The organism is uncultured Lacinutrix sp. (assembly GCF_947500325.1).
Taxonomy (GTDB): Bacteria; Bacteroidota; Bacteroidia; order Flavobacteriales; family Flavobacteriaceae; genus Lacinutrix.
On sequence record NZ_CANMRQ010000022.1, the window covers coordinates 24475 to 43422 of the forward strand.

General features: G+C 30.3%; 14 protein-coding genes and 1 tRNA gene. 8 read left to right on the top strand and 7 right to left on the bottom strand.

The features are described 5' to 3' along the window. Position 1: 1 nt before the first annotated feature. Genes Q0997_RS17545 through Q0997_RS17560 form a run of 4 tightly spaced genes read left to right on the top strand, consistent with a single transcriptional unit; the run spans position 2 to position 5136 of the window. Complete coding sequence (locus Q0997_RS17545; protein WP_299891231.1) at positions 2-1249, top strand: FAD-binding oxidoreductase; 1248 nt, start codon at positions 2-4, stop codon at positions 1247-1249. Between the two features lies 1 nt (position 1250). Then, the gene (locus Q0997_RS17550) at positions 1251-2549 is read left to right on the top strand and encodes an aminopeptidase P N-terminal domain-containing protein (protein WP_299891234.1); all 1299 of its coding nucleotides are present in this window, start codon (positions 1251-1253) and stop codon (positions 2547-2549) included. 10 nt (positions 2550-2559) lie between these two features. Then, positions 2560-3786: a Xaa-Pro peptidase family protein gene (locus tag Q0997_RS17555; RefSeq protein WP_299891237.1), complete on the top strand. Its 1227-nt coding sequence runs from the start codon at positions 2560-2562 to the stop codon at positions 3784-3786. A gap of 33 nt (positions 3787-3819) precedes the next feature. Continuing rightward, positions 3820-5136 (top strand): S28 family serine protease, encoded by a 1317-nt coding sequence (locus Q0997_RS17560; RefSeq protein ID WP_299891240.1) that lies wholly within the window; start codon positions 3820-3822, stop codon positions 5134-5136. 43 nt (positions 5137-5179) lie between these two features. On the opposite strand, the gene Q0997_RS17565 is transcribed toward Q0997_RS17560, so the two are convergent. From Q0997_RS17565 to Q0997_RS17580, 4 genes are all read right to left on the bottom strand, one after another. Continuing rightward, positions 5180-7210, bottom strand: a complete 2031-nt coding sequence (locus Q0997_RS17565) for a trehalase family glycosidase (RefSeq protein ID WP_299891243.1) — start codon at positions 7208-7210, stop codon at positions 5180-5182. 194 nt (positions 7211-7404) lie between these two features. Beyond that, on the bottom strand, positions 7405-8505 hold the full coding sequence (locus Q0997_RS17570; protein WP_299891246.1) for a DUF4407 domain-containing protein: 1101 nt from the start codon (positions 8503-8505) through the stop codon (positions 7405-7407). A gap of 114 nt (positions 8506-8619) precedes the next feature. Next, complete coding sequence (locus Q0997_RS17575; protein ID WP_299891249.1) at positions 8620-11706, bottom strand: M56 family metallopeptidase; 3087 nt, start codon at positions 11704-11706, stop codon at positions 8620-8622. Between the two features lie 2 nt (positions 11707-11708). Continuing rightward, a complete protein-coding gene (locus Q0997_RS17580) occupies positions 11709-12074 on the bottom strand; it encodes a BlaI/MecI/CopY family transcriptional regulator (protein WP_299891252.1) in 366 nt (121 codons plus the stop codon). Positions 12075-12285: 211 nt separating this feature from the next. On the opposite strand from Q0997_RS17580, the gene Q0997_RS17585 reads away from it, so the two are divergent. Then, complete coding sequence (locus tag Q0997_RS17585) at positions 12286-13656, top strand: M28 family peptidase (protein ID WP_299891254.1); 1371 nt, start codon at positions 12286-12288, stop codon at positions 13654-13656. 5 nt (positions 13657-13661) lie between these two features. On the opposite strand, the gene Q0997_RS17590 is transcribed toward Q0997_RS17585, so the two are convergent. Continuing rightward, entirely contained in the window at positions 13662-14522 is an 861-nt protein-coding gene (locus tag Q0997_RS17590) for a DMT family transporter (RefSeq protein WP_299891257.1), read from the bottom strand. Between the two features lie 112 nt (positions 14523-14634). After that, a complete protein-coding gene (locus Q0997_RS17595) occupies positions 14635-16023 on the bottom strand; it encodes a dipeptidase (RefSeq protein ID WP_299891260.1) in 1389 nt (462 codons plus the stop codon). A gap of 101 nt (positions 16024-16124) precedes the next feature. Between Q0997_RS17595 and Q0997_RS17600 the strand changes: the two genes are divergently transcribed. Then, positions 16125-16206 (top strand) — tRNA-Leu (locus tag Q0997_RS17600). A 54-nt stretch (positions 16207-16260) separates the two neighbouring features. On the opposite strand, the gene Q0997_RS17605 is transcribed toward Q0997_RS17600, so the two are convergent. Further along, a complete protein-coding gene (locus Q0997_RS17605; RefSeq protein ID WP_299891263.1) occupies positions 16261-17085 on the bottom strand; it encodes a universal stress protein in 825 nt (274 codons plus the stop codon). Between the two features lie 149 nt (positions 17086-17234). Here Q0997_RS17605 and rimP point away from each other — a divergent pair, with 149 nt between their 5' ends. Together rimP and nusA are read left to right on the top strand one after the other, a co-directional pair. Further along, positions 17235-17696 carry a ribosome assembly cofactor RimP gene (gene rimP, locus Q0997_RS17610; RefSeq protein ID WP_299891266.1) on the top strand — a complete coding sequence of 154 codons (462 nt, stop codon included), beginning with the start codon at positions 17235-17237 and terminating at the stop codon, positions 17694-17696. A gap of 12 nt (positions 17697-17708) precedes the next feature. Further along, positions 17709-18941, top strand: coding sequence for a transcription termination factor NusA (nusA, locus tag Q0997_RS17615; protein WP_299891269.1), 1233 nt, complete (start codon positions 17709-17711; stop codon positions 18939-18941). Positions 18942-18948 lie beyond the last annotated feature (7 nt).

The window sequence follows — 18948 nt, forward strand, 5'->3', positions numbered from 1 at the left end:
TATGAGTAAAAGTGTAATTATAATTGGAGGAGGAATTATAGGATTAAGTTCTGCTTATTATCTTCAAAAAGAAGGACATCAAGTTACAATTATAGATAAATCTAATTTTTCTGGAGGAGCATCATACGTTAATGCTGGATATATTACACCAAGTCATTTTGTGTCATTGGCGGCACCGGGAATGATTAATAAAGGGATTAAATGGATGTTTAATTCAGCAAGCCCATTTTATGTTAAACCTAGATTAGATACAGATTTTATTAAGTGGACATGGGCGTTTAAAAAGTCATCAACAGCAGCAAAGGTTGAGAGCGCAATACCTATAATTAAAGATATCAATCTTTATAGTAGAGATTTATATGAAGAGATAAAAAAGTCTAGTGATTTTGATTTTCATTATGAAAGAAAAGGCTTGTTAATGTGCTATCAAACTGATAAAGTTGGTGAAGAGGAATGGAAAATTGGTCAGCGAGGTATTAAGGAAGGATTAGGAGTTAAAAACTTGTCTGTAAAAGACGTTAAAGCGATACAGCCTAATGCTAATTTAAATGTTAAAGGAGCAGTATATTATGATTCTGATGCACATATGACGCCGTCAGATTTTATGCCGCAAATGATTGCTCATTTAAAATCTAAAGGAGTTACTTTTTTTGAAAATGAAGAAGTTAAAGATATAGATGTTGCTAGTGGATTAATTTCGAAAGTAGTTACTAACAAACAGGAATTAACTGCTGATGAAGTTGTTTTAGCAGCAGGTAGTTGGAGTCCATTAATTACTAAAAAAATAGGGTTAAAGATTCCCGTTCAAGCTGGAAAAGGCTATAGAATTAATGTTAATAGAGAAACAGGTATTACTATTCCTGCTATTTTATGCGAGGCTAAAGTTGCAGTAACTCCAATGGAAGGTTTTACTCGTTTTGCTGGTACTATGGAAGTTGCAGGAATAAACCACTCTATAAATCCAGTAAGGGTAAATGCAATAGCAAATGCAGCTAAAAAATATTATAGAGATGTAGATATTACTGAAGCAGAGAAAACGAATGCAGAATGTGGATTACGTCCATGTACACCTGATGGATTGCCATATATTGGTAAATCGTCAAAATGTAAAAACTTAACAATAGCTACAGGTCACGCAATGATGGGATGGAGTTTAGGACCAGCCACAGGTAAGTTGGTTACTGAAGTTATTTCTGATAAAAAAACAAGTTTAAATTTGAATCCTTTTCACCCAGATAGAACATTTTAAAATGCGTTACGAGAAAATTACAAAAGAGTTATTTATAGAAAACAGGAATCGTTTTATTTTAAAAATGAAGAGTAATACCATTTCTATTCTAACATCTAATGATGTAAAGCATAATAATGCAGATGATATTATGGGCTTTACTCAAAATAACGATTTGTTTTATCTCTCTGGTATTGATCAAGAAGAAACTATTTTGGTTTTATATCCAGAAGCTTATAAAAAAAATAATAGAGAGATTTTATTTATAAAAGAAACTAATGAACATGTTAAAATTTGGGATGGTGAGAAACTAACTAAATCAGAAGCTTCAGAAATCTCTGGAATTAAACGTGTAGAATGGTTAAAAGATTTTGAGAAAGTATTACAGTTAATGGCTTTTGAGGCCGATGGTTTTTATTTGGGGCATAATGAACATATTAAACGTGTAACAAAAGATCAGCAAACACAACAAGATCGAATGATATTATGGTGTAAAGAAAAATATCCTCTACACGACTATCATAGAGTAGCTAAAATTACTAGAGAATTACGGCCTATAAAATCAGATGTAGAAGTAGCATTGATCCAAAGGGCAGCCAACATAAGTGTTGAGTCTTTTAAACGCGTGTTGAAAGTTTGTAAACCTAATATTAAAGAGTATGAATTAGAAGCAGAGCTAACTTATAACCTAGTGAGATCTGGTGGTTCTCATCATGCGTTTATGCCTATTGTTGCTTCAGGAAAAAATGCTTGTGCACTACATTATAATAGTAATGATGCTATTTGTAAGGAAGGAGATATGATCTTAATGGATTTTGGAGTTTGTTATGCAAATTATAATAGTGATACTACACGTTGTTTTCCTGTAAATGGTAAGTTTTCAAAACGGCAAAAAGAAGTGTATACTTCTGTGCTTCATTGTTTAAAAGAAGGTAGTAAATTATTGTTAGCTGGTACTTTACCAGAAGATTATGAAAAAGAGATGGCTAGTTTGGTCGAAGCCGAATTAATAAAGCTGGGATTGTTAAGCGCAAATGAAGTTGCAATGCAAGATATTGAGAAGCCATTGTATAAAAAATACTTCATGCATGGTACAGCACACTATTTAGGATTAGATGTCCATGATATAGGATTATATTCTAGACCTTTTGAGGCTGGAATGGTATTAACTTGTGAGCCAGGAATATATATACCTGAAGAAGGTATTGGTTGTCGATTAGAAAATGATTATTTAATTACATCAACGGGAAATGTTAATCTTACAGAAGCAATGCCTATAGAAATTGAAGATATTGAAAGGTTGATGAATAACAAAAAATAAAATATAATTTATGAGTACATATGGAATTGGAGGCTCAACAATAGAAGCAGAACTAAAAGCAATTAAACCTAAAGCACATTTAGTAAAGCCTATTAAAAAAGAAGAATTTCAAAGGCGAATAAGTAATGCTTGTAAGATAATGAAGACAGAAAATGTTCAAGTGATGTATTTGCACGCTGGGACTAATTTATACTATTTTACAGGTATGAGATGGAACTCGAGCGAGCGAATGGTAGGAGCTTTATTATTTCCAAATGGGACATTACAATATATAGTTCCAGAGTTTGAAAAAGGCACTATTTTAGATTTTATGCGCATTGAAGGAAAGATATGTTGTTGGAAAGAGCATGAGAGTCCGTATCAATTATTTACACAAATTCTTATAGAGAATGGTGTAGCTAAAGGCACTATTTCTATAGATGAAGCAACTCCTTTTTTTATAACTAATGGCATTACTATTTCTCAGGATAATTATAAGTTAATTGATGCAAAACCTATTACTGCAGGCTGTAGAATGCTAAAATCTAATGCCGAAATAGCTATAATGCAAGTGGCAATGGATATTACTTTAGAAGTACAAAAAGCAGCAGCTAGAATTTTAAGAGTAGGAATTAGTGCAAAAGAAGTAAGGGATTTTATTAATCAAGCACATATAAGATATGGCGTGCCTTCTGGGTCATATTTCTGTATTGTATTATTTGGTGTAGATTCTTCTTTTCCACATGGTGTTAAATCTCCTAAAAATTTAGAAGAGAATGAAGTCGTATTGATAGATACTGGGTGTGTTTTACATGACTATATTTCAGATATTACAAGAACTTATGTTTATGGAGAAGCAAATGATTTACAACGTCGCATTTGGAATATAGAAAAAGAAACGCAACAAGCAGCGTTTAATGCAGCACAATTAGGTAATACTTGTGCTTCCATAGACATCGCTTCAAGAAAAATATTAGAATCATATAATTTAGGTCCAGATTACAAATTACCAGGTTTACCACACAGAACAGGGCATGGTATAGGTTTAGATATTCACGAATGGCCATATATCGTTAGAAACGACCAAACAGTTTTAAGACCTGGAATGACCTTTAGTAATGAACCTATGATTTGTGTTCCAAATGAATTTGGAATTCGTCTAGAAGATCATATTTATATGACAGAAGAAGGTCCAAAATGGTTTACAAAGCCTATGCATTCCATAGATGATCCTTTTGGATTAAATGAAACAATTTAAAAAGTGAAATTAATTCACAAAAACAAACCTATTATGAAACTAATTTGTCCTTTCTATTTTTTAATTTTTGTTTTAATAGTAACAAGCTGTAAAACAGTACAACCTGTTGTAAATTCAATAAATGAAATTACCAATTTTGAAAAATTAGCAGCTATAAAAAACGTAATAAGCATTGAAAAAAAAGATGCAGTAAGTCATTTTGATGAAAATTATGAAATATGGTTCGAACAGCCAATAGATCATAACAATTTAAATAAAGGAACATTTAAACAACGTGTATATTTAGGATTTGAAAATAGTAATCAGCCAGTAATTGTTGAGCTTCGTGGCTATGGAATAGGATCTGAAAAGGCTGGTGAATTAGCTAATCATTATAAAGCAAACCAGTTAACTATTGAGCATCGTTATTTTAATAATTCTCGCCCTAGAGAAATAGATTGGAACACGCTTACTGTTGAGAATGCAGCTAAAGATCAGGCTATAATTATAGATGCTATTAGAAATGCCTTGTTTTCAAAAGCGAAGTTTATAACAACTGGAATTTCAAAAGGATGCCAAACGACTATGGCGCATCGTAGATATTTTCCAAATAATGTAGATGCTAGTGTATGCTATGTTGGCCCTTTAAATTACCAGCGAGAAGATCCGAGAGTGTATAAATTTTTAAAAACCGTAGGTACAAAAGAAGCTAGAGCAAAGATCCAAGCTTTTCAAGAGTTATGCTTTGAAAATAGAAAAGCGCTTAAAGAAAAGATGAAAAAAATTGCAATTGATAAAGGTCTAACATGGGAATTTGGTATAGACAATGCTATTAACTATACTATTTTAGAATACTCATTTGCTTTTTGGCAATGGGGAAATACTATTGATAGTATTCCGTCTGGAAATGTATCTATAGACGATATGTATAACCATTTAATTAATGTATCTGGTTATGGCTTTTTTGAAGAGAAAGCTGTTGAAGGCTTACAACCTTATTTTTGGGCAGCGTTAACAGAACAAGGTATTTATGGATATGAAACAGCATCTTTTAAAAAATACTTTAATAATGAATCAAAGGTTTATAAATTTGATTGGGCTTTTCCTGAAGGTGTATCAAAACAATATAATCTAAAACCAATGCAAGACATTAAATCGTTTTTAGATAATTCAGCTAAAAAAATGCTTTTTATATATGGTGAATATGACTCTTGGAGTGCAACTGCAGTCGAATTGAATGCAAATGCGCCAAAAAGAGAGTTGTATAAATTTGTAAAACCTCAAGGCGATCATAAAACACGTATTAAGAGTTTTAACACAGAAAATAAAGAAAAAATATTTGATATTATTGATAGTTGGTTAAAGCAATAACATATTTTTATTTGTATAGAATTTAATGGCGACTAGTTTACTTTTAGTTGTTTTGTAAAAGCATAATAAGATGAGCAGCACTCCAGCTAAAGTTCTGAGCATTTAGTCCTTTACCAGTTAAAGGATGATAATTTTCTCTTATAGCTTTTCCTTTGCCTAAGATGCCCTCAGCACCACTTATTATTTGCGTGGTTGCCTTGTTTGCTTCTTTGTTGTAACCATAATTACGCAATCCTTTTACGCCAAAATAAGCTTGATCTAACCAATTTGGGCCTCGCCAATAACCTTCTAAAGGGGCAAAACGTGAATGGTCGGCACTCATAGTTTGAAATGGAACCTTTGTAAAGAATTTTTTAGGATTCATCATTTTGTTTTTTATGGTCTCAGCCTGTTTTTGAGTTGCCACATTTGCCCATAAAGCAATCCAACCTTCGCTGCCTTCTCCTTTTATAAAAGTATTTCCAGATAAATTTGTGTCATAAAACCAGCCATCATTTTTATCATAAAATTGTTTTTGAATTTTATATTTTAACGTATTGGCAGCTATTGTATATTGTTTGCTATCATCAAATTGTTTTATTTCATGTGCTAAATAACTTAGAAATAACTTTTCAGCATATAAGTAAGCATTTAAATCTATACTTTCTTGATTTAAAGAATATGCGCCTTTAGTGTTTTTTAAGATTTTAGAATTATCAAATCGTATAGCATTATCCATTCCGCTTTCCCATTTTGCAGCAATTAACGAACCATCTGTAGAACCATATTCGCAAAGACCGTCTTTGTCGTGGTCTCGTTTGTTATACCACCATTGGTGATACTTTTTTAATTTTGGATACAGTTCTTTTACAAAATCTATGTCTTTATCTTTTTTATAAATTTTTACTACTGCCCAAGCAGAAAGTGGTGGTTTGGTGTCTCGGTAATTATGAGATTCAATTAAAGTGTCTCTATAAACGCAGTCTGCTACAAAACCATCGTTGTTTTGAAATTCGAACATTAATTTTACTTGCTTTTTTGCTAAATCAATATTATAATAAGATAATCCTACAGCATGTTTCCATGAATCCCATGACCAAAACCCATTAAACCATTTGTAATGGTAACTAGGAAATAATCCTTCATGTTTAATTTCACCAGCAGGTATGCGCCAATTATTTTGTAAAGTGAGATGTGATTTAGCTAGTACTTGTTTGTATATAGAATCTTTAAATTGATATTTTTGATTGTCTATAAGTGCCTTTAATTCTTTGTTTTTTTCAATTTTTCGGTGGTTTAAAATAGTATCAAAGTTTACATTGGTAATATTTGATTTTTCATCTTCCCAGGAGTATTCTGGAAATATAAAAGATTGAGATATTAAATATGACTTAGACTTTCCAGGCTCTAGAAATTGTGTGTCAAAATGAACATTATAATAATTGTCTGAGGTCATTATAGTAACAGATTCTTTTGGAAATTTCAAATATCCTTTTGCTTTAGATTTTTTAGAGGAAAGCACAATGGTTTCATTTTTAGAAGAAACAGTTATATCTATATCAAATAATTCCCCACTTACCGAAGGATGAAGTGTAATGCCTTTAGAAGATATATTTGTAATAGTTGTTTTTTGAAGAGCTGTATGCCCAGAAGCATAAACTAATTCTTGTTTTACGTAAAGTCTTTTGTTTTTATAGACTTGTACTAAATGACTAGAATAACTATGTTGTGATTTTAAAGTTGAATTCCAGTCTATAATGTTAGTATTGTTTTTACCTTTTAAACTTAGTTTAGCAAGTGATTGGCTAGACCAAATGCCATTTTGCTGAGTCATTAAAAAAGGGCCTGAAAAACCTGAGAAATTAGATTTAGAATCTGGTAGACTATAGGCAAACCATGCACCTTGATCAGAAAACATTAATCCACTTCTGTCTATAGAGTCTTTAGGAGATACTCTATAATCAAGTATATTTTCACTATGATATAATTGATTAAATGTAGGATAAATAGCTAGTGGCTCTTTGCCTTTAGAGCAGTTAGAAATTAATATAATTATAAATATTATAAAAAAGATTTTTTTATATGCTAATCTCATAACTTAAATTAATTGTCTCGTGTTTCTAACAATGATTGTAATCATTGTTTTTTTTGAAAACTATTTTTTAATAGATTAAAATAACTAAAATCTAAATTGTTATTATAATTAAGTGTATAATTAATTACAATAGTATTAGTCATGGATAATATAGTATCATTTAATAGTTTCGGTTTATAAAAACAATTAAAAGATTAAAGTAATTTCTGTTGCCCTTTGTAGAAAGCATCAGCTTGTTGTTGCATAAGTTCTCTCGCCTTTTTACGTTTGTATTCGTATAATTCATCTTCTTCAGCAATATCTGTATATACCTTATTATTAATTGCAAAATCTGCTTTTATTGCTAATTTACGTTCTTCTACTTTTTGCTCTACAATACCTTTTATTGCAGTTTCTTGATCTTCTAATTTAAAATCGTATTCTCCCTTAGGAGATAATAATTTTGCAAAAATTGGAGAGGTTTCAATTGCTAAAAACAATAAAAAAATAAAAAACGACGGTAGCCAAGGTAAACTGCCTAAAGCATTAACACGAGCCATTAAACCATCAAAACCATCAATTATAGGCTGTGTTGAGGTTATTTGTTTATCATAATCAGTTTTTAGTTTGGCAATTTCTGTTTCGGCTGCAACTATTTTAGCTTTGTTAGTTTCTTTAAGGGTCTGTAATTCTGCTAGAGCAGCATCATGTTTCTCTCTCTTTTCTTTATAAACGGGGCCTTTTCCTAGTAAATTTGTTCCAGCCGTTCCTTCTGCTTCACTAATGTATGTGTTGTATAGAGCATTTACTTCTGTTTCTTTACTTGTAATTTCTTTTTGAAGTGTAATTATATTATTTTCCAAAGCTTCAGTCTTTGGTGTGAATTGTAGGGCAATTTGATCTTGATTTGCAAGTGTTAATTCATTTTTTTGTTCTAATAATACTTGGTTAATCTCTTTTTCAAAAATCTTAAGCTCTAAAGGTTTTGAGATTACTACAGCTATAATTACAGCTAACAGTAAACGAGGTGATGCTTGTATAATTTCATCTATAATATGGTTTCTTTTTTTTATTGTAGAAACTATAAAACGATCTAAATTGAAAATTAGTAATCCCCAAACTAATCCAAATCCAATTGCTGCGTAAAGATTATCAAAAACGGTATAAAGTGCATAACTTGAAGCTAAAAAAGCCATTAAGGCAGTAAAGAATACCGTAGCTCCAATGCCGGCATATTTATTTTGCTCTCCTATAGAACTTTTAGAAAGAATATCTGTATCTGCTCCAGAGCAGATAATAAAAAACTGTTTTAGCATAATGTAGATAGATTTGATTGATAGACTATTAGAACGTCTAACCTTAGCTTTTGTTACATTATTTAACATAAAAAAAGCTTCTTTTAAAGAAGCTTTTTTTATAAACTAATAATTTTAGTTCGTTATGCTTCCATTTATAGTTTTTATTCCTTTTTTAGAAAGATGTACGGTGCCTTTTCCGTTACTATTATGTATGTATACATTTAGTTTAGAATTTTTAGTAACTAAAGCAATAGCTTCTGCTTCAGATATTTTTTTGCCTTCATAAAAAAAGATTGTTCCATTAGCTTCCATTCCAAGAAACTGTTCCGCTAGAGGTTTTCTACTATGTCTAGATTCTCGCATCATATTTTTTCTTTCAACCATTGCTAATTTTCTTTCTTTCATATCTTTCTCTCTAGCTTCAATTATTTTAGCCTTGTTTTCTTTCACAGCTTTTTTGCGCTCTATCATTGCTAATTTTTTTGCTTTTGCTTTATTTTTTTCAATATTGGTTCGGCCATTTATAACAGTAATTGGTTTTGTAGATAAGTACACTCTAGATTTTCCATTATCTGTATGTGATGACATATTTATTTTTTTGTCAGTTTTAACTAAATTAAGCGCTCTTTTTGATGTTATTTTTTCTCCATTATAAAAGAAACTAGAACCCTTATTAGTCATATTCTTAATGTGTTCTACTATAGATATAGGTTTTGGTGGTATAGGAGGTTCTGGAATATCCATTGAGTGATTATCTTTCCAAGTTTTTTTAAATTCACTAACTACTTTCCCATTTTTGTATACTTTGGTTAATTTTTGGCCAGGAACAACATTACTACCATCTGTCTGTATATTTGATAACTTATTCCCTTTTTTATCCACTTCATAACCATAGCGATCATAGTATTTTACTTTACCTTTTATTTTAGAATAAAAATGTTGTTTACCATTAATATTTATAAAACCAGTTTTGTTTTTTGTTGCTCCATTAATTGGAGCTGGAGCAGGTGGTGGCGGTGGTGGCGGTGGTAAAATATCTCCTTTTTTGTTAGTTATATAGCCATCTTTATTATAATATGTTTTTTTGCCTTTATTTATAGTATAATAATGAGACTCTCCATTTTCTAACATTTCATATCCTGACTCAACATTTTTAGGCGTTTTTTTAATAATCTCATTTAATGTTAGTTTTCTGCCTTTTTTATACTGAGGAGCTTTTGCTGGCGGCGGTGGCGGTGGCGGTGGGAGTTGCGATTTCTCACCTTTTTTAATTACTGGGGAATGAGAGTAATTTTTATGATTTTTCTCTACAAGTGTAATTATAACAGGTTTAAGTTTTTTCTTGCTATCGGTTTTTATATCAAATAACTGAATTACCTGACCAATATTAGCTTCGTTTAGATTTTTAATGGCTTTATTATTTAAAATGTTCCCTTTAATGTTTTCAGATTTTTTTCCAGGAAATTTTATTTTAAACCCAATTATAGACTCTTGATTCGATGTTTCTAAAATAAGTTTCTCTACTCCTTTTTTAGATAAGTTTAAGACGCATTCTTGACATTTAATACCATTAATTATTAAAATTGGGTCTTGTTTTTTATACGATTTTAAATCATTTTTTTCTTTATTTATAGAAAATTCTGCTGCTCTTTGTATGTTGTATTTTAAGATTTCTTCTTTTGTGAAACTTGTATATAATTTATCTATTTGTGATTTTAATATTCTTAATTCTGAATCGTCTATTCTTACTTTATTCTTATAATATTTAATTTCTAACTCATAATTTTCTAACAGCTTATTATATTTATTAATGTCGGATTTTAAATAAGTTTCCTCAAATCCTTTTTTAGTGAACAATCTAAATTGATAGGGTTGAGGGAATTTTTTACTTCTAGCATTGTTATGAACAAAGCTTCCCGAAAAATATACTATATCATTAATATTATAGTTATTTAATTTATTGTTTTTAATATTTTTTCCATCTAACCAAAGCGCATATTCTTTTTCATTTTTCCATGATTTCCAATCCTTTAGAGTTGGTTTTTTATTTTTTATTTTTGATAGTTTTGGTAAAAAACTCTTAGGGTATTTTTCAACTGATGCTTTTTGTTTTGTAGACATTAAATCATATATGGCTACAATTCTTTTATAAACGGTATTATTTATTCTATTTTTAGTTTTGTATTCTACCATGAATGATTTGTATTCATTCATCATAGGTTCTGTAACACCTTCACTTAATATATTAGTTTTTTGTAATTCTTTTTTAACATCTCCCAATTCAGAACTGTTATTGTTTTCGACTTCTCCAGAAAATATCATTTCTGGACTAATAGTTGCTTCTTTTTCAACTTCTTCTCTACTACTGAAACTAAAAAGTAGTCCACCTAAAAGCGGTAGTAATAATAAACTTCTAAGCCAAATGGCTTTTTTCGAGGTTTTTGTTTTCATAATTGTAAATCGTTTTTTGATTAATGAATAATTTATGGCATTCGCCAATTCTGGCTCTGTAGCATTTGATGAGAACGCTAATAAGATACTTTGGTAAGATGATGAGTCAATACCTTGATTTAAAACAGCTTTGTCTGCTAAAAATTCGTGATTTAATTTAATGTCTTTTTTTATAAAGTATAGCAAGGGATTAAACCAAAAAATAACTTGCATTAATTCAATAAATAAAACATCTAGACTATGTTTTTGTTTAGCATGACTAGCTTCATGTAATAGTACTTCTTTAGGAATTGCTTGACTTTCAAATTTAGTTTTATTTAAAAATATATAACTAAAAAAAGTATGAGGTGATATTAAATCTTGTAGTAATACAGTTATAAAATGGCCTTGTTTCTGTTTTTCATTTTTATAAATTTTTGAAATAATATTGGTTAAATTAATAAAGAATTTTATACCAAATAAAATTACACCCAACCCATATATAGACCATAAAATTAATGGTAAATAGTTAATGGGCTCTTCAGTTGTTATTTCATCTGTAGGTAATAACTCTAATGGTACAGAATGATTAATTTCAAAATAAGGAATATTGAATTGAGGTTCTACATATTCAATAAATGTAATAAATGGTATTATAGCAGAAACTAATATAGCTCCTAATAAATAAAAACGCTTAAACTTGTGAATACTTAAGTTCTCTAAGCAAAACTTATAGAAAGCCATCAAGATGGCTAAACAAGCACTCGATTTTAATAGTATTAATAACATGACTATTTATTTTTGATTTCTTTAGCAATAATGGCTTGTAAATCTTCTAATTCAGCTTTAGTTAAATTAGTTTCTTTCGTAAAAAAGGAAGCAAATTGAGAACTACTATCATTAAAAAAGTTTTTAATGAGAGAATTAACATGTTTAGAGAAATAATCTTTCTTTTTAACTAAAGCAAAATATTCCCTAGAATTACCATGTTTATTATAAGAAATAAAACCTTTGTCTGTAATACGCTTTAAAAGTGTTGCTACAGTTGTATTCGCAGGTTTTGGTTCTGGATAAGCTTCAAGCAAATCTTTCATAAAAGCTTTTTCTAATTTCCAGAGGTAATTCATTAATTCTTCTTCAGTTTTTGATAATTGCATTTCTCTATATTTAGTTTTATTCTCTACAAATGTAGAATTAATATTTGTATTCTACAAATGTAGAGGTGTTTATTTTTTGAGTTTACAATAAGAATATATAAACAAGTGTTTGTGGTTCTAATAAAATGATTAATATTTAAGGTTTTAAATCCTATATTTTGGAGTGTAAAAGTTTGCTTATTTATGGTATATTTGATGAAAATATGCTAATATGAAAAATTTAATTAATACTTCAATATGCTTTTTTGTGTTTACCATTGTCTCATTTGGTCAAACAATAGTTGATGTAATAAATCAAGTAAACATCGATTCTTTAACCTTAACGATTAGGGAGTTTTCGGGAGAAGAACAAACTATAGTTAATGGAAATGCAGTAACTATTTTAAATAGACAACAAGCAAATAATGATTTAGCAGCAGATTATTTGGTGCAGAGATTTCAAGAATATAATAACCTTACAGTTGTAGATCAACCATTTAATACTAATGGTAGAAATATTATAGCAACTCAACTAGGTCAAACATCACCAAATAATATATATATGATTTGTGCTCATTACGATTCTGTGGCAAATTATTGTGCAGATGATAATGCTAGTGGAACAACAGCTGTTATAGAAATTGCACGTATACTATCAGAACAGTGTTTAGATAATACAATTGTGTATGCATTATGGGATGAAGAAGAAATAGGCTTACTTGGTTCTAATTTTTATGCAAATTTAGCACAAGCAAATGGAGATAATATTTTAGGTGTATTAAATATAGATATGATGGGATATGATGGAGATAATGATAATGACTTTGATGTAGATGTTAGGCAAGGAGATACAGGTTCTATTGGAATGGGAAATGACGTTGTAGCTATTTTAAATAATCCTGCTTATGGGTTTAACTTAAATGTTAATGTTGTTAATCCTGGAACTTCGGCTAGCGATCATGCTAGTTTTTGGAATAGAGGCTTCCCAGCTGTTTTAGTTGGAGAATCATGGGAAAATAATGATCAAACACCTTTTTACCATTCTTCAGGAGATCGATTTAGTACTTTAGATTTACCGTATTACCACCAATTAACAAAGATAATAATGGGATATATGGTTACTAAAGGTGGTTTGGTAAACTTTAGTAATTTAGTGACAGTAAATAGTAATGTTTTAACAGCAAATCAAGTTGGAGCTAATTACCAATGGATTAATTGTGATAATAATATGCCAATTGCTGGAGAAACTAATCAATCTTTTACAGCAACAGTAACAGGTAATTATGCTGTACAAATAACTTCTGGAAGTTGTACAGAAACAAGTGATTGTATTGAACTTGATTTATTAGGCGTTGAAGACTTTGAAATATTAGAAAATGTTAATATTTATCCAAATCCAGCAACTTCTACTTTAAATATAGATTTACCAAATTATAAGACTGCTCAATATAAAATATTGAATATTAACGGTAAAACCGTTTTAAGTAATCTCATGAAAAATAAAACCGAAAGTATAAATATTTCAAGTATTGCTCAAGGTGTTTATTTTATAGAGCTAATAGTAGATAAGAAGATAGCTACACTTAAATTTATTAAGAATTAAGAATCTTAATCTTTTTGAGAGCGTATGCTCTCAATAATAACAGTAGCTAAAATTAATAAGCCGCCAAAAAAAGTGTTTATTGTAGGTATTTCGTTTAAAAAAATGAATGCAATAATAATTCCGAAAATGGGTTGTATACTACTAATAATACTAGCTGTGCTTACCCTAAAATAACTTAAACTTTTTATAAAAAGTGTATGGCCAATAGCTGTAGTTAATAATGCTAATAATAGTACGTATGGATATTGTGTTTTAATCCCAGACGTATCCATTAAGTATAATATGGGCGATAATAAAATAGTTATAATAAGTAGCTGATGTAACATTAGCATTGTGCCATTGTAATTACTAATGTGTTGCTTTAATATTAAAGTGCGTAAAGCATAGCATAAAGCAGATAATAACCCAAAGAGAATTCCTTTTACATTACTGTTTTCGATATTAAATTCTGGTGATAGTATATATATACCAACCATAACCATCAAACCTAAAAGAATATGAATATAATCTAATTTAGACTTTACAAAAAAGGGTTCTAGTATTGCAATCATAATTGGGAAAGTATATAACGATAGCATTCCTAAAGCGACATTAGATAGTTTTAATGAGTAGAAATAAGTAATCCAATGTGCAGCCATAAATATGGCACTTAATATAAATGTTACGCCATCTTTCTTATACTTAAAAACTAAATCTATTTTTTTTAGCCTGCAATAAATAAATAAAAAGAGACATGCTAATGCACTGCGCCACCATACAATAACTTCGCTAGGCATATTAATGTATTTCCCTAAAGCACCAGATGTACTTATAAATAACGTGGCTAAAGTGAGTAAAAAAACATGTTGTAAATGACTGCTTTTCATGATTATTAGATAAGTAAAAGCGATTGAATCATTTTAGAGTTTTTCTGAAGACGATTTTTGTTTAAGTTTTCCTGCTTTTACTTTCTATATAAAAGCAGGAAAAGCTTAAGTATTATTTGTATAGTTCTGTAAAGTGTTTATAAAAACCAGGAATGGTTTCTATACCTTTTAAATAATTCCAAATGCCAAAATGTTCGTTTGGAGAATGTATGGCATCACTATCTAAACCAAAGCCCATTAATATAGTTTTGCTTTTTAATTCCTTTTCAAACAATGAAACGATTGGAATACTACCGCCACTACGTTGTGGTATAGGTGTTTTTCCAAAAGTATCTTCGTAAGCTTTACTAGCGGCTTTGTACCCAATACTGTCTATTGGTGTAACATAGCCTTGTCCGCCGTGATGTGGTTTTACTTTTACAGTAACTCCTTTAGGAGCTATACTTTCAAAATGTTTTTTAAAGAGTTCGGTAATGTTTTTCCAATCTTGATTAGGCACCAAACGCATTGAGATTTTTGCGAAAGCTTTACTTGCAATTACTGTTTTGGCACCTTCGCCAATATAGCCGCCCCAAATACCATTAACATCTAATGTAGGTCTTATGGAGTTACGTTCGTTTGTTGAATAGCCAGTTTCTCCATATACCGCATCTATATCTAAAGCTTTTTTATAACTATCTAAAGAAAATGGAGCTTTAGCCATTTGTGCTCGTTCTTCTGTAGATAATTCTTCAACATTATCATAAAAACCAGGTATTGTAATATGATTGTTTTCATCATGTAAAGAAGCAATCATTTTAGTTAATACATTAATAGGGTTTGCAACTGCACCACCATATAATCCAGAATGTAAATCGCGATTAGGGCCAGTAACTTCAACTTCAACATAACTTAAACCACGTAATCCTGTCGTAATCGAAGGGACGTCTTTAGCTATCATTCCAGTATCGCTAATTAAAATAACATCGTTGCTAAGTTTTTCTTGGTTTTCTTTAACAAATTTAGATAAGCTTACACTGCCAACTTCTTCTTCACCTTCAATCATGAATTTAACATTACAAGGTAATTGGTTTTGGTTAGTCATAAACTCTAATGCTTTTACATGCATATACATTTGGCCTTTATCGTCGCAAGAACCGCGGGCAAAAATTGCACCTTCAGGATGTAATTCGGTAGTTTTAATTACTGGCTCAAATGGTGGAGAATCCCATAAATCAATAGGATCTGGTGGTTGTACGTCATAATGCCCATATACTAAAACAGTAGGTAAGTTTTTATCTATTATTTTTTCAGCATAAATTATGGGGTAGCCATCTGTTTCACATAACTCTACTGTATCACAACCAGCTTTATCTAAGCTTTCCATAACAGCGTTAGCGGTTTTTATAACATCATTTTTAAAAGCAGAATCTGCACTAATTGAAGGAATTTTTAGTAATTCGATGAGTTCACTTAAGAATCTATCTTTGTGTTCTTGAATGTAAGATTGAATATTTTGCATGTATTTTCTTGAATTTGAGTAAAAGTACAAAAAGAGATAAACTTTTTATTAAAAAGAATTGTTTGAATATTGAAACAATTTGTATATTTGCCAACTCTTTTGCGGGCGTGGTGGAATTGGTAGACACGCTAGACTTAGGATCTAGTGCCGCGAGGTGTGAGAGTTCGAGTCTCTCCGCCCGTACTATAAAAGATAAAAGCTTCAGTTTTAACTGAAGCTTTTTTTATTTTAAGTGCTTTAAATTTTAAAAGTAATTACCGGGCGCTTGGCATGATTTACAATATCTTCACTTAAACTACCATTAAAAAAGTGAGCAATGCCTTGTCTTCCATGAGTGCTAATACCAATTAAATCAGCATCAATAATATGAGAAAAATTAAGGATGCCTTTCTCAACAGTTTCATCGTTATAAATATTTGTTGAGTAATTATTAAATGCTGTTCCAGCTATAAATTCTTGAATTTTCACTTTAGCGGAAGCAGTAGTTGTAAAATTTGCGATAGTATTAACCATTAGCAAGTGAATTTTTGCGCTAAACATTTCTGCTAACTTTACAGCTTGTTTAAAAGTTTCTCGATTGTCATTTTCAAAATCTGATGCAAATACAAATTCTTCAATATTAAAATTATGATGCTCATTTTTAATTACTAAAACAGGAATATCAGATGTGCGAACCAGTTTTTCCGCGTTAGATCCAATGAACATTTCTTTTAATCCGCTAGCACCGTGAGAACCCATAATAATTAAATCTATTTGGTGTTCTTTACTTACTTCTATTATTCCTGTGTTGATATCATGAAAATCAACCATTTCTGTAACAGTAACATTATCTAAATATGGTTTTTTTAATACCTCTTCAAATTGTTTGTGAGCTAATTTCATGAAATAAACAGCCTCTGGCAAATCTGCTGGAGCACTACCCGCATTTAATTGCACTAAAGGTAGATCAAGCATATGAAGTAAAATGAGTTCACAATTGTGTTTTTCTGCTAATTGAGCAGCTACTTTTATAGCATTTTCTGCTTCATTAGAAAAGTCGGTAGGGACGAGAATTTTTTTCATTGCTTAAAGGTTTTATGAGTACTATAAATTTAACTAAAAAAAGGGACTTTTAATAATTATGAAAATCAATAAAAATGTGTATATTTGCACCGTTGTAAGAAAACTAGAAATGTGAGGGGACGAAAAGTCCCCTCTTTTTATACTTAAAAATGTTTAATACTACAGTTAAAAACTTGCTTAATGAAGCTTTAGGAGAAAGAGACGATTTGTTTTTAATCGATCTTACTATTGGAGGTAATAATGCTATTAGTATTATAATTGATGGAGATAAAGGAGTTACGGTTGAAGATTGTATGTTTATTAGTAGGGCTATTGAACATAATTTAGATAGAGAAGAAGAAGACTTTTCTTTAGAAGTAGCATCAGCTGGAGCAGCTGCACTTTTAAAATTGCCAAGGCAATTTAAAAAGAACGTTGGTAGAACTTTAGAAGTAAAGACTGAGAATGAAACTATCGAAGCAAATTTAGTTCAAGCTAACGAAGAAAGTATAAATCTTGAATGGAAGGCAAGAGAACCAAAGCCTATTGGAAAAGGAAAGGTTACTGTTCAAAAACAAGCAACTATAGCTTACGACAATATTGTAGAAGCAAAAGTGATGATAAAATTTTAATTCAATAGAGTTATGGAAAATTTAGCCTTAATTGATTCTTTTTCAGAATTTAAAGACGATAAATTAATCGATCGTGTAACGTTAATGGCGATACTAGAAGATGTCTTTAGAAGCGCATTGAAAAAGAAATTTGGAGATGATGATAATTTCGATATAATTATAAATCCAGATAAAGGTGATTTAGAGATTTGGAGAAATAGAGTTGTAGTTGCAGATGGTGAAGTAGAAGAGCCAAATCAAGAAATTTCTTTAACTGCTGCTCGTAAAATAGAACCAGATTTTGAAGTTGGTGAAGATGTGTCTCAAGAAGTGAAGTTAATAGATTTAGGACGTAGAGCTATTTTAGCATTACGCCAAAACTTAATTTCTAAAATTCATGAGCATGATAATACTAATATCTTTAAACAATTTAAAGAATTGGAAGGCGATTTGTATACTGCCGAAGTGCATCATATTCGTCACAGAGCAGTAATTTTATTAGATGATGAAGGTAACGAAATCATCTTACCAAAAGATAAACAAATACCTTCAGACTTTTTTAGAAAAGGAGATAATGTAAGAGGGATAATTGATAGTGTTGAATTAAAAGGGAATAAACCGGCAATTATTATGTCGCGTACTTCCCCTAAATTTTTAGAAAAATTATTTGAATCTGAAATCCCAGAGGTTTTTGATGGTTTAATTACTATTAAAAATGTTGTAAGAATTCCAGGAGAGAAAGCAAAAGTAGCGGTAGATTCATATGACGATAGAATTGATCCGGTTGGAGCATGTGTAGGTATGAAAGGATCAAGAATTCATGGTATTGTACGTGAATTAGGAAACGAAAATATTGATGTTATTAATTATACTAATAACTTACAATTATATATAACAAGGGCTTTAAGTCCAGCTCGTGTAACATCAATTAAAATTGATGAAGAAAATAAAAGAGCTGAAGCAATATTAAAACCTGAGGAAGTGAGTAAGGCGATTGGTCGTGGTGGTCACAACATTCGTTTGGCAGGCCAATTAACAGGTTATGAGATTGATGTGTTTAGAGAAGGAGCAGAAGAAGATGTAGAGTTAAGAGAATTCTCTGATGAAATAGAAGAGTGGATTATTTCTGAATTTAGTAAAGCTGGATTAGATACAGCTAAGAGTATTCTTGAACAAGATGTTGAAGATTTAGTGAAAAGAACAGACCTAGAAGAAGAAACAATTTTAGATGTTATAAGAATTCTTAAGGAAGAGTTCGAAGATTAACATATAT

Coding starts and splice junctions, on each gene's coding strand:
- Q0997_RS17565 (WP_299891243.1), bottom strand. CDS start 7,210: ATGAGATTAGCATATAAAAAAATCTTTTTTATAATATTTATAATTATA.
- Q0997_RS17560 (WP_299891240.1), top strand. CDS start 3,820: ATGAAACTAATTTGTCCTTTCTATTTTTTAATTTTTGTTTTAATAGTA.
- Q0997_RS17605 (WP_299891263.1), bottom strand. CDS start 17,085: ATGAAAAAAATTCTCGTCCCTACCGACTTTTCTAATGAAGCAGAAAAT.
- Q0997_RS17595 (WP_299891260.1), bottom strand. CDS start 16,023: ATGCAAAATATTCAATCTTACATTCAAGAACACAAAGATAGATTCTTA.
- Q0997_RS17575 (WP_299891249.1), bottom strand. CDS start 11,706: ATGTTATTAATACTATTAAAATCGAGTGCTTGTTTAGCCATCTTGATG.
- Q0997_RS17570 (WP_299891246.1), bottom strand. CDS start 8,505: ATGCTAAAACAGTTTTTTATTATCTGCTCTGGAGCAGATACAGATATT.
- Q0997_RS17545 (WP_299891231.1), top strand. CDS start 2: ATGAGTAAAAGTGTAATTATAATTGGAGGAGGAATTATAGGATTAAGT.
- Q0997_RS17550 (WP_299891234.1), top strand. CDS start 1,251: ATGCGTTACGAGAAAATTACAAAAGAGTTATTTATAGAAAACAGGAAT.
- Q0997_RS17555 (WP_299891237.1), top strand. CDS start 2,560: ATGAGTACATATGGAATTGGAGGCTCAACAATAGAAGCAGAACTAAAA.
- Q0997_RS17590 (WP_299891257.1), bottom strand. CDS start 14,522: ATGAAAAGCAGTCATTTACAACATGTTTTTTTACTCACTTTAGCCACG.
- Q0997_RS17585 (WP_299891254.1), top strand. CDS start 12,286: ATGAAAAATTTAATTAATACTTCAATATGCTTTTTTGTGTTTACCATT.
- rimP (WP_299891266.1), top strand. CDS start 17,235: ATGTTTAATACTACAGTTAAAAACTTGCTTAATGAAGCTTTAGGAGAA.
- Q0997_RS17580 (WP_299891252.1), bottom strand. CDS start 12,074: ATGCAATTATCAAAAACTGAAGAAGAATTAATGAATTACCTCTGGAAA.
- nusA (WP_299891269.1), top strand. CDS start 17,709: ATGGAAAATTTAGCCTTAATTGATTCTTTTTCAGAATTTAAAGACGAT.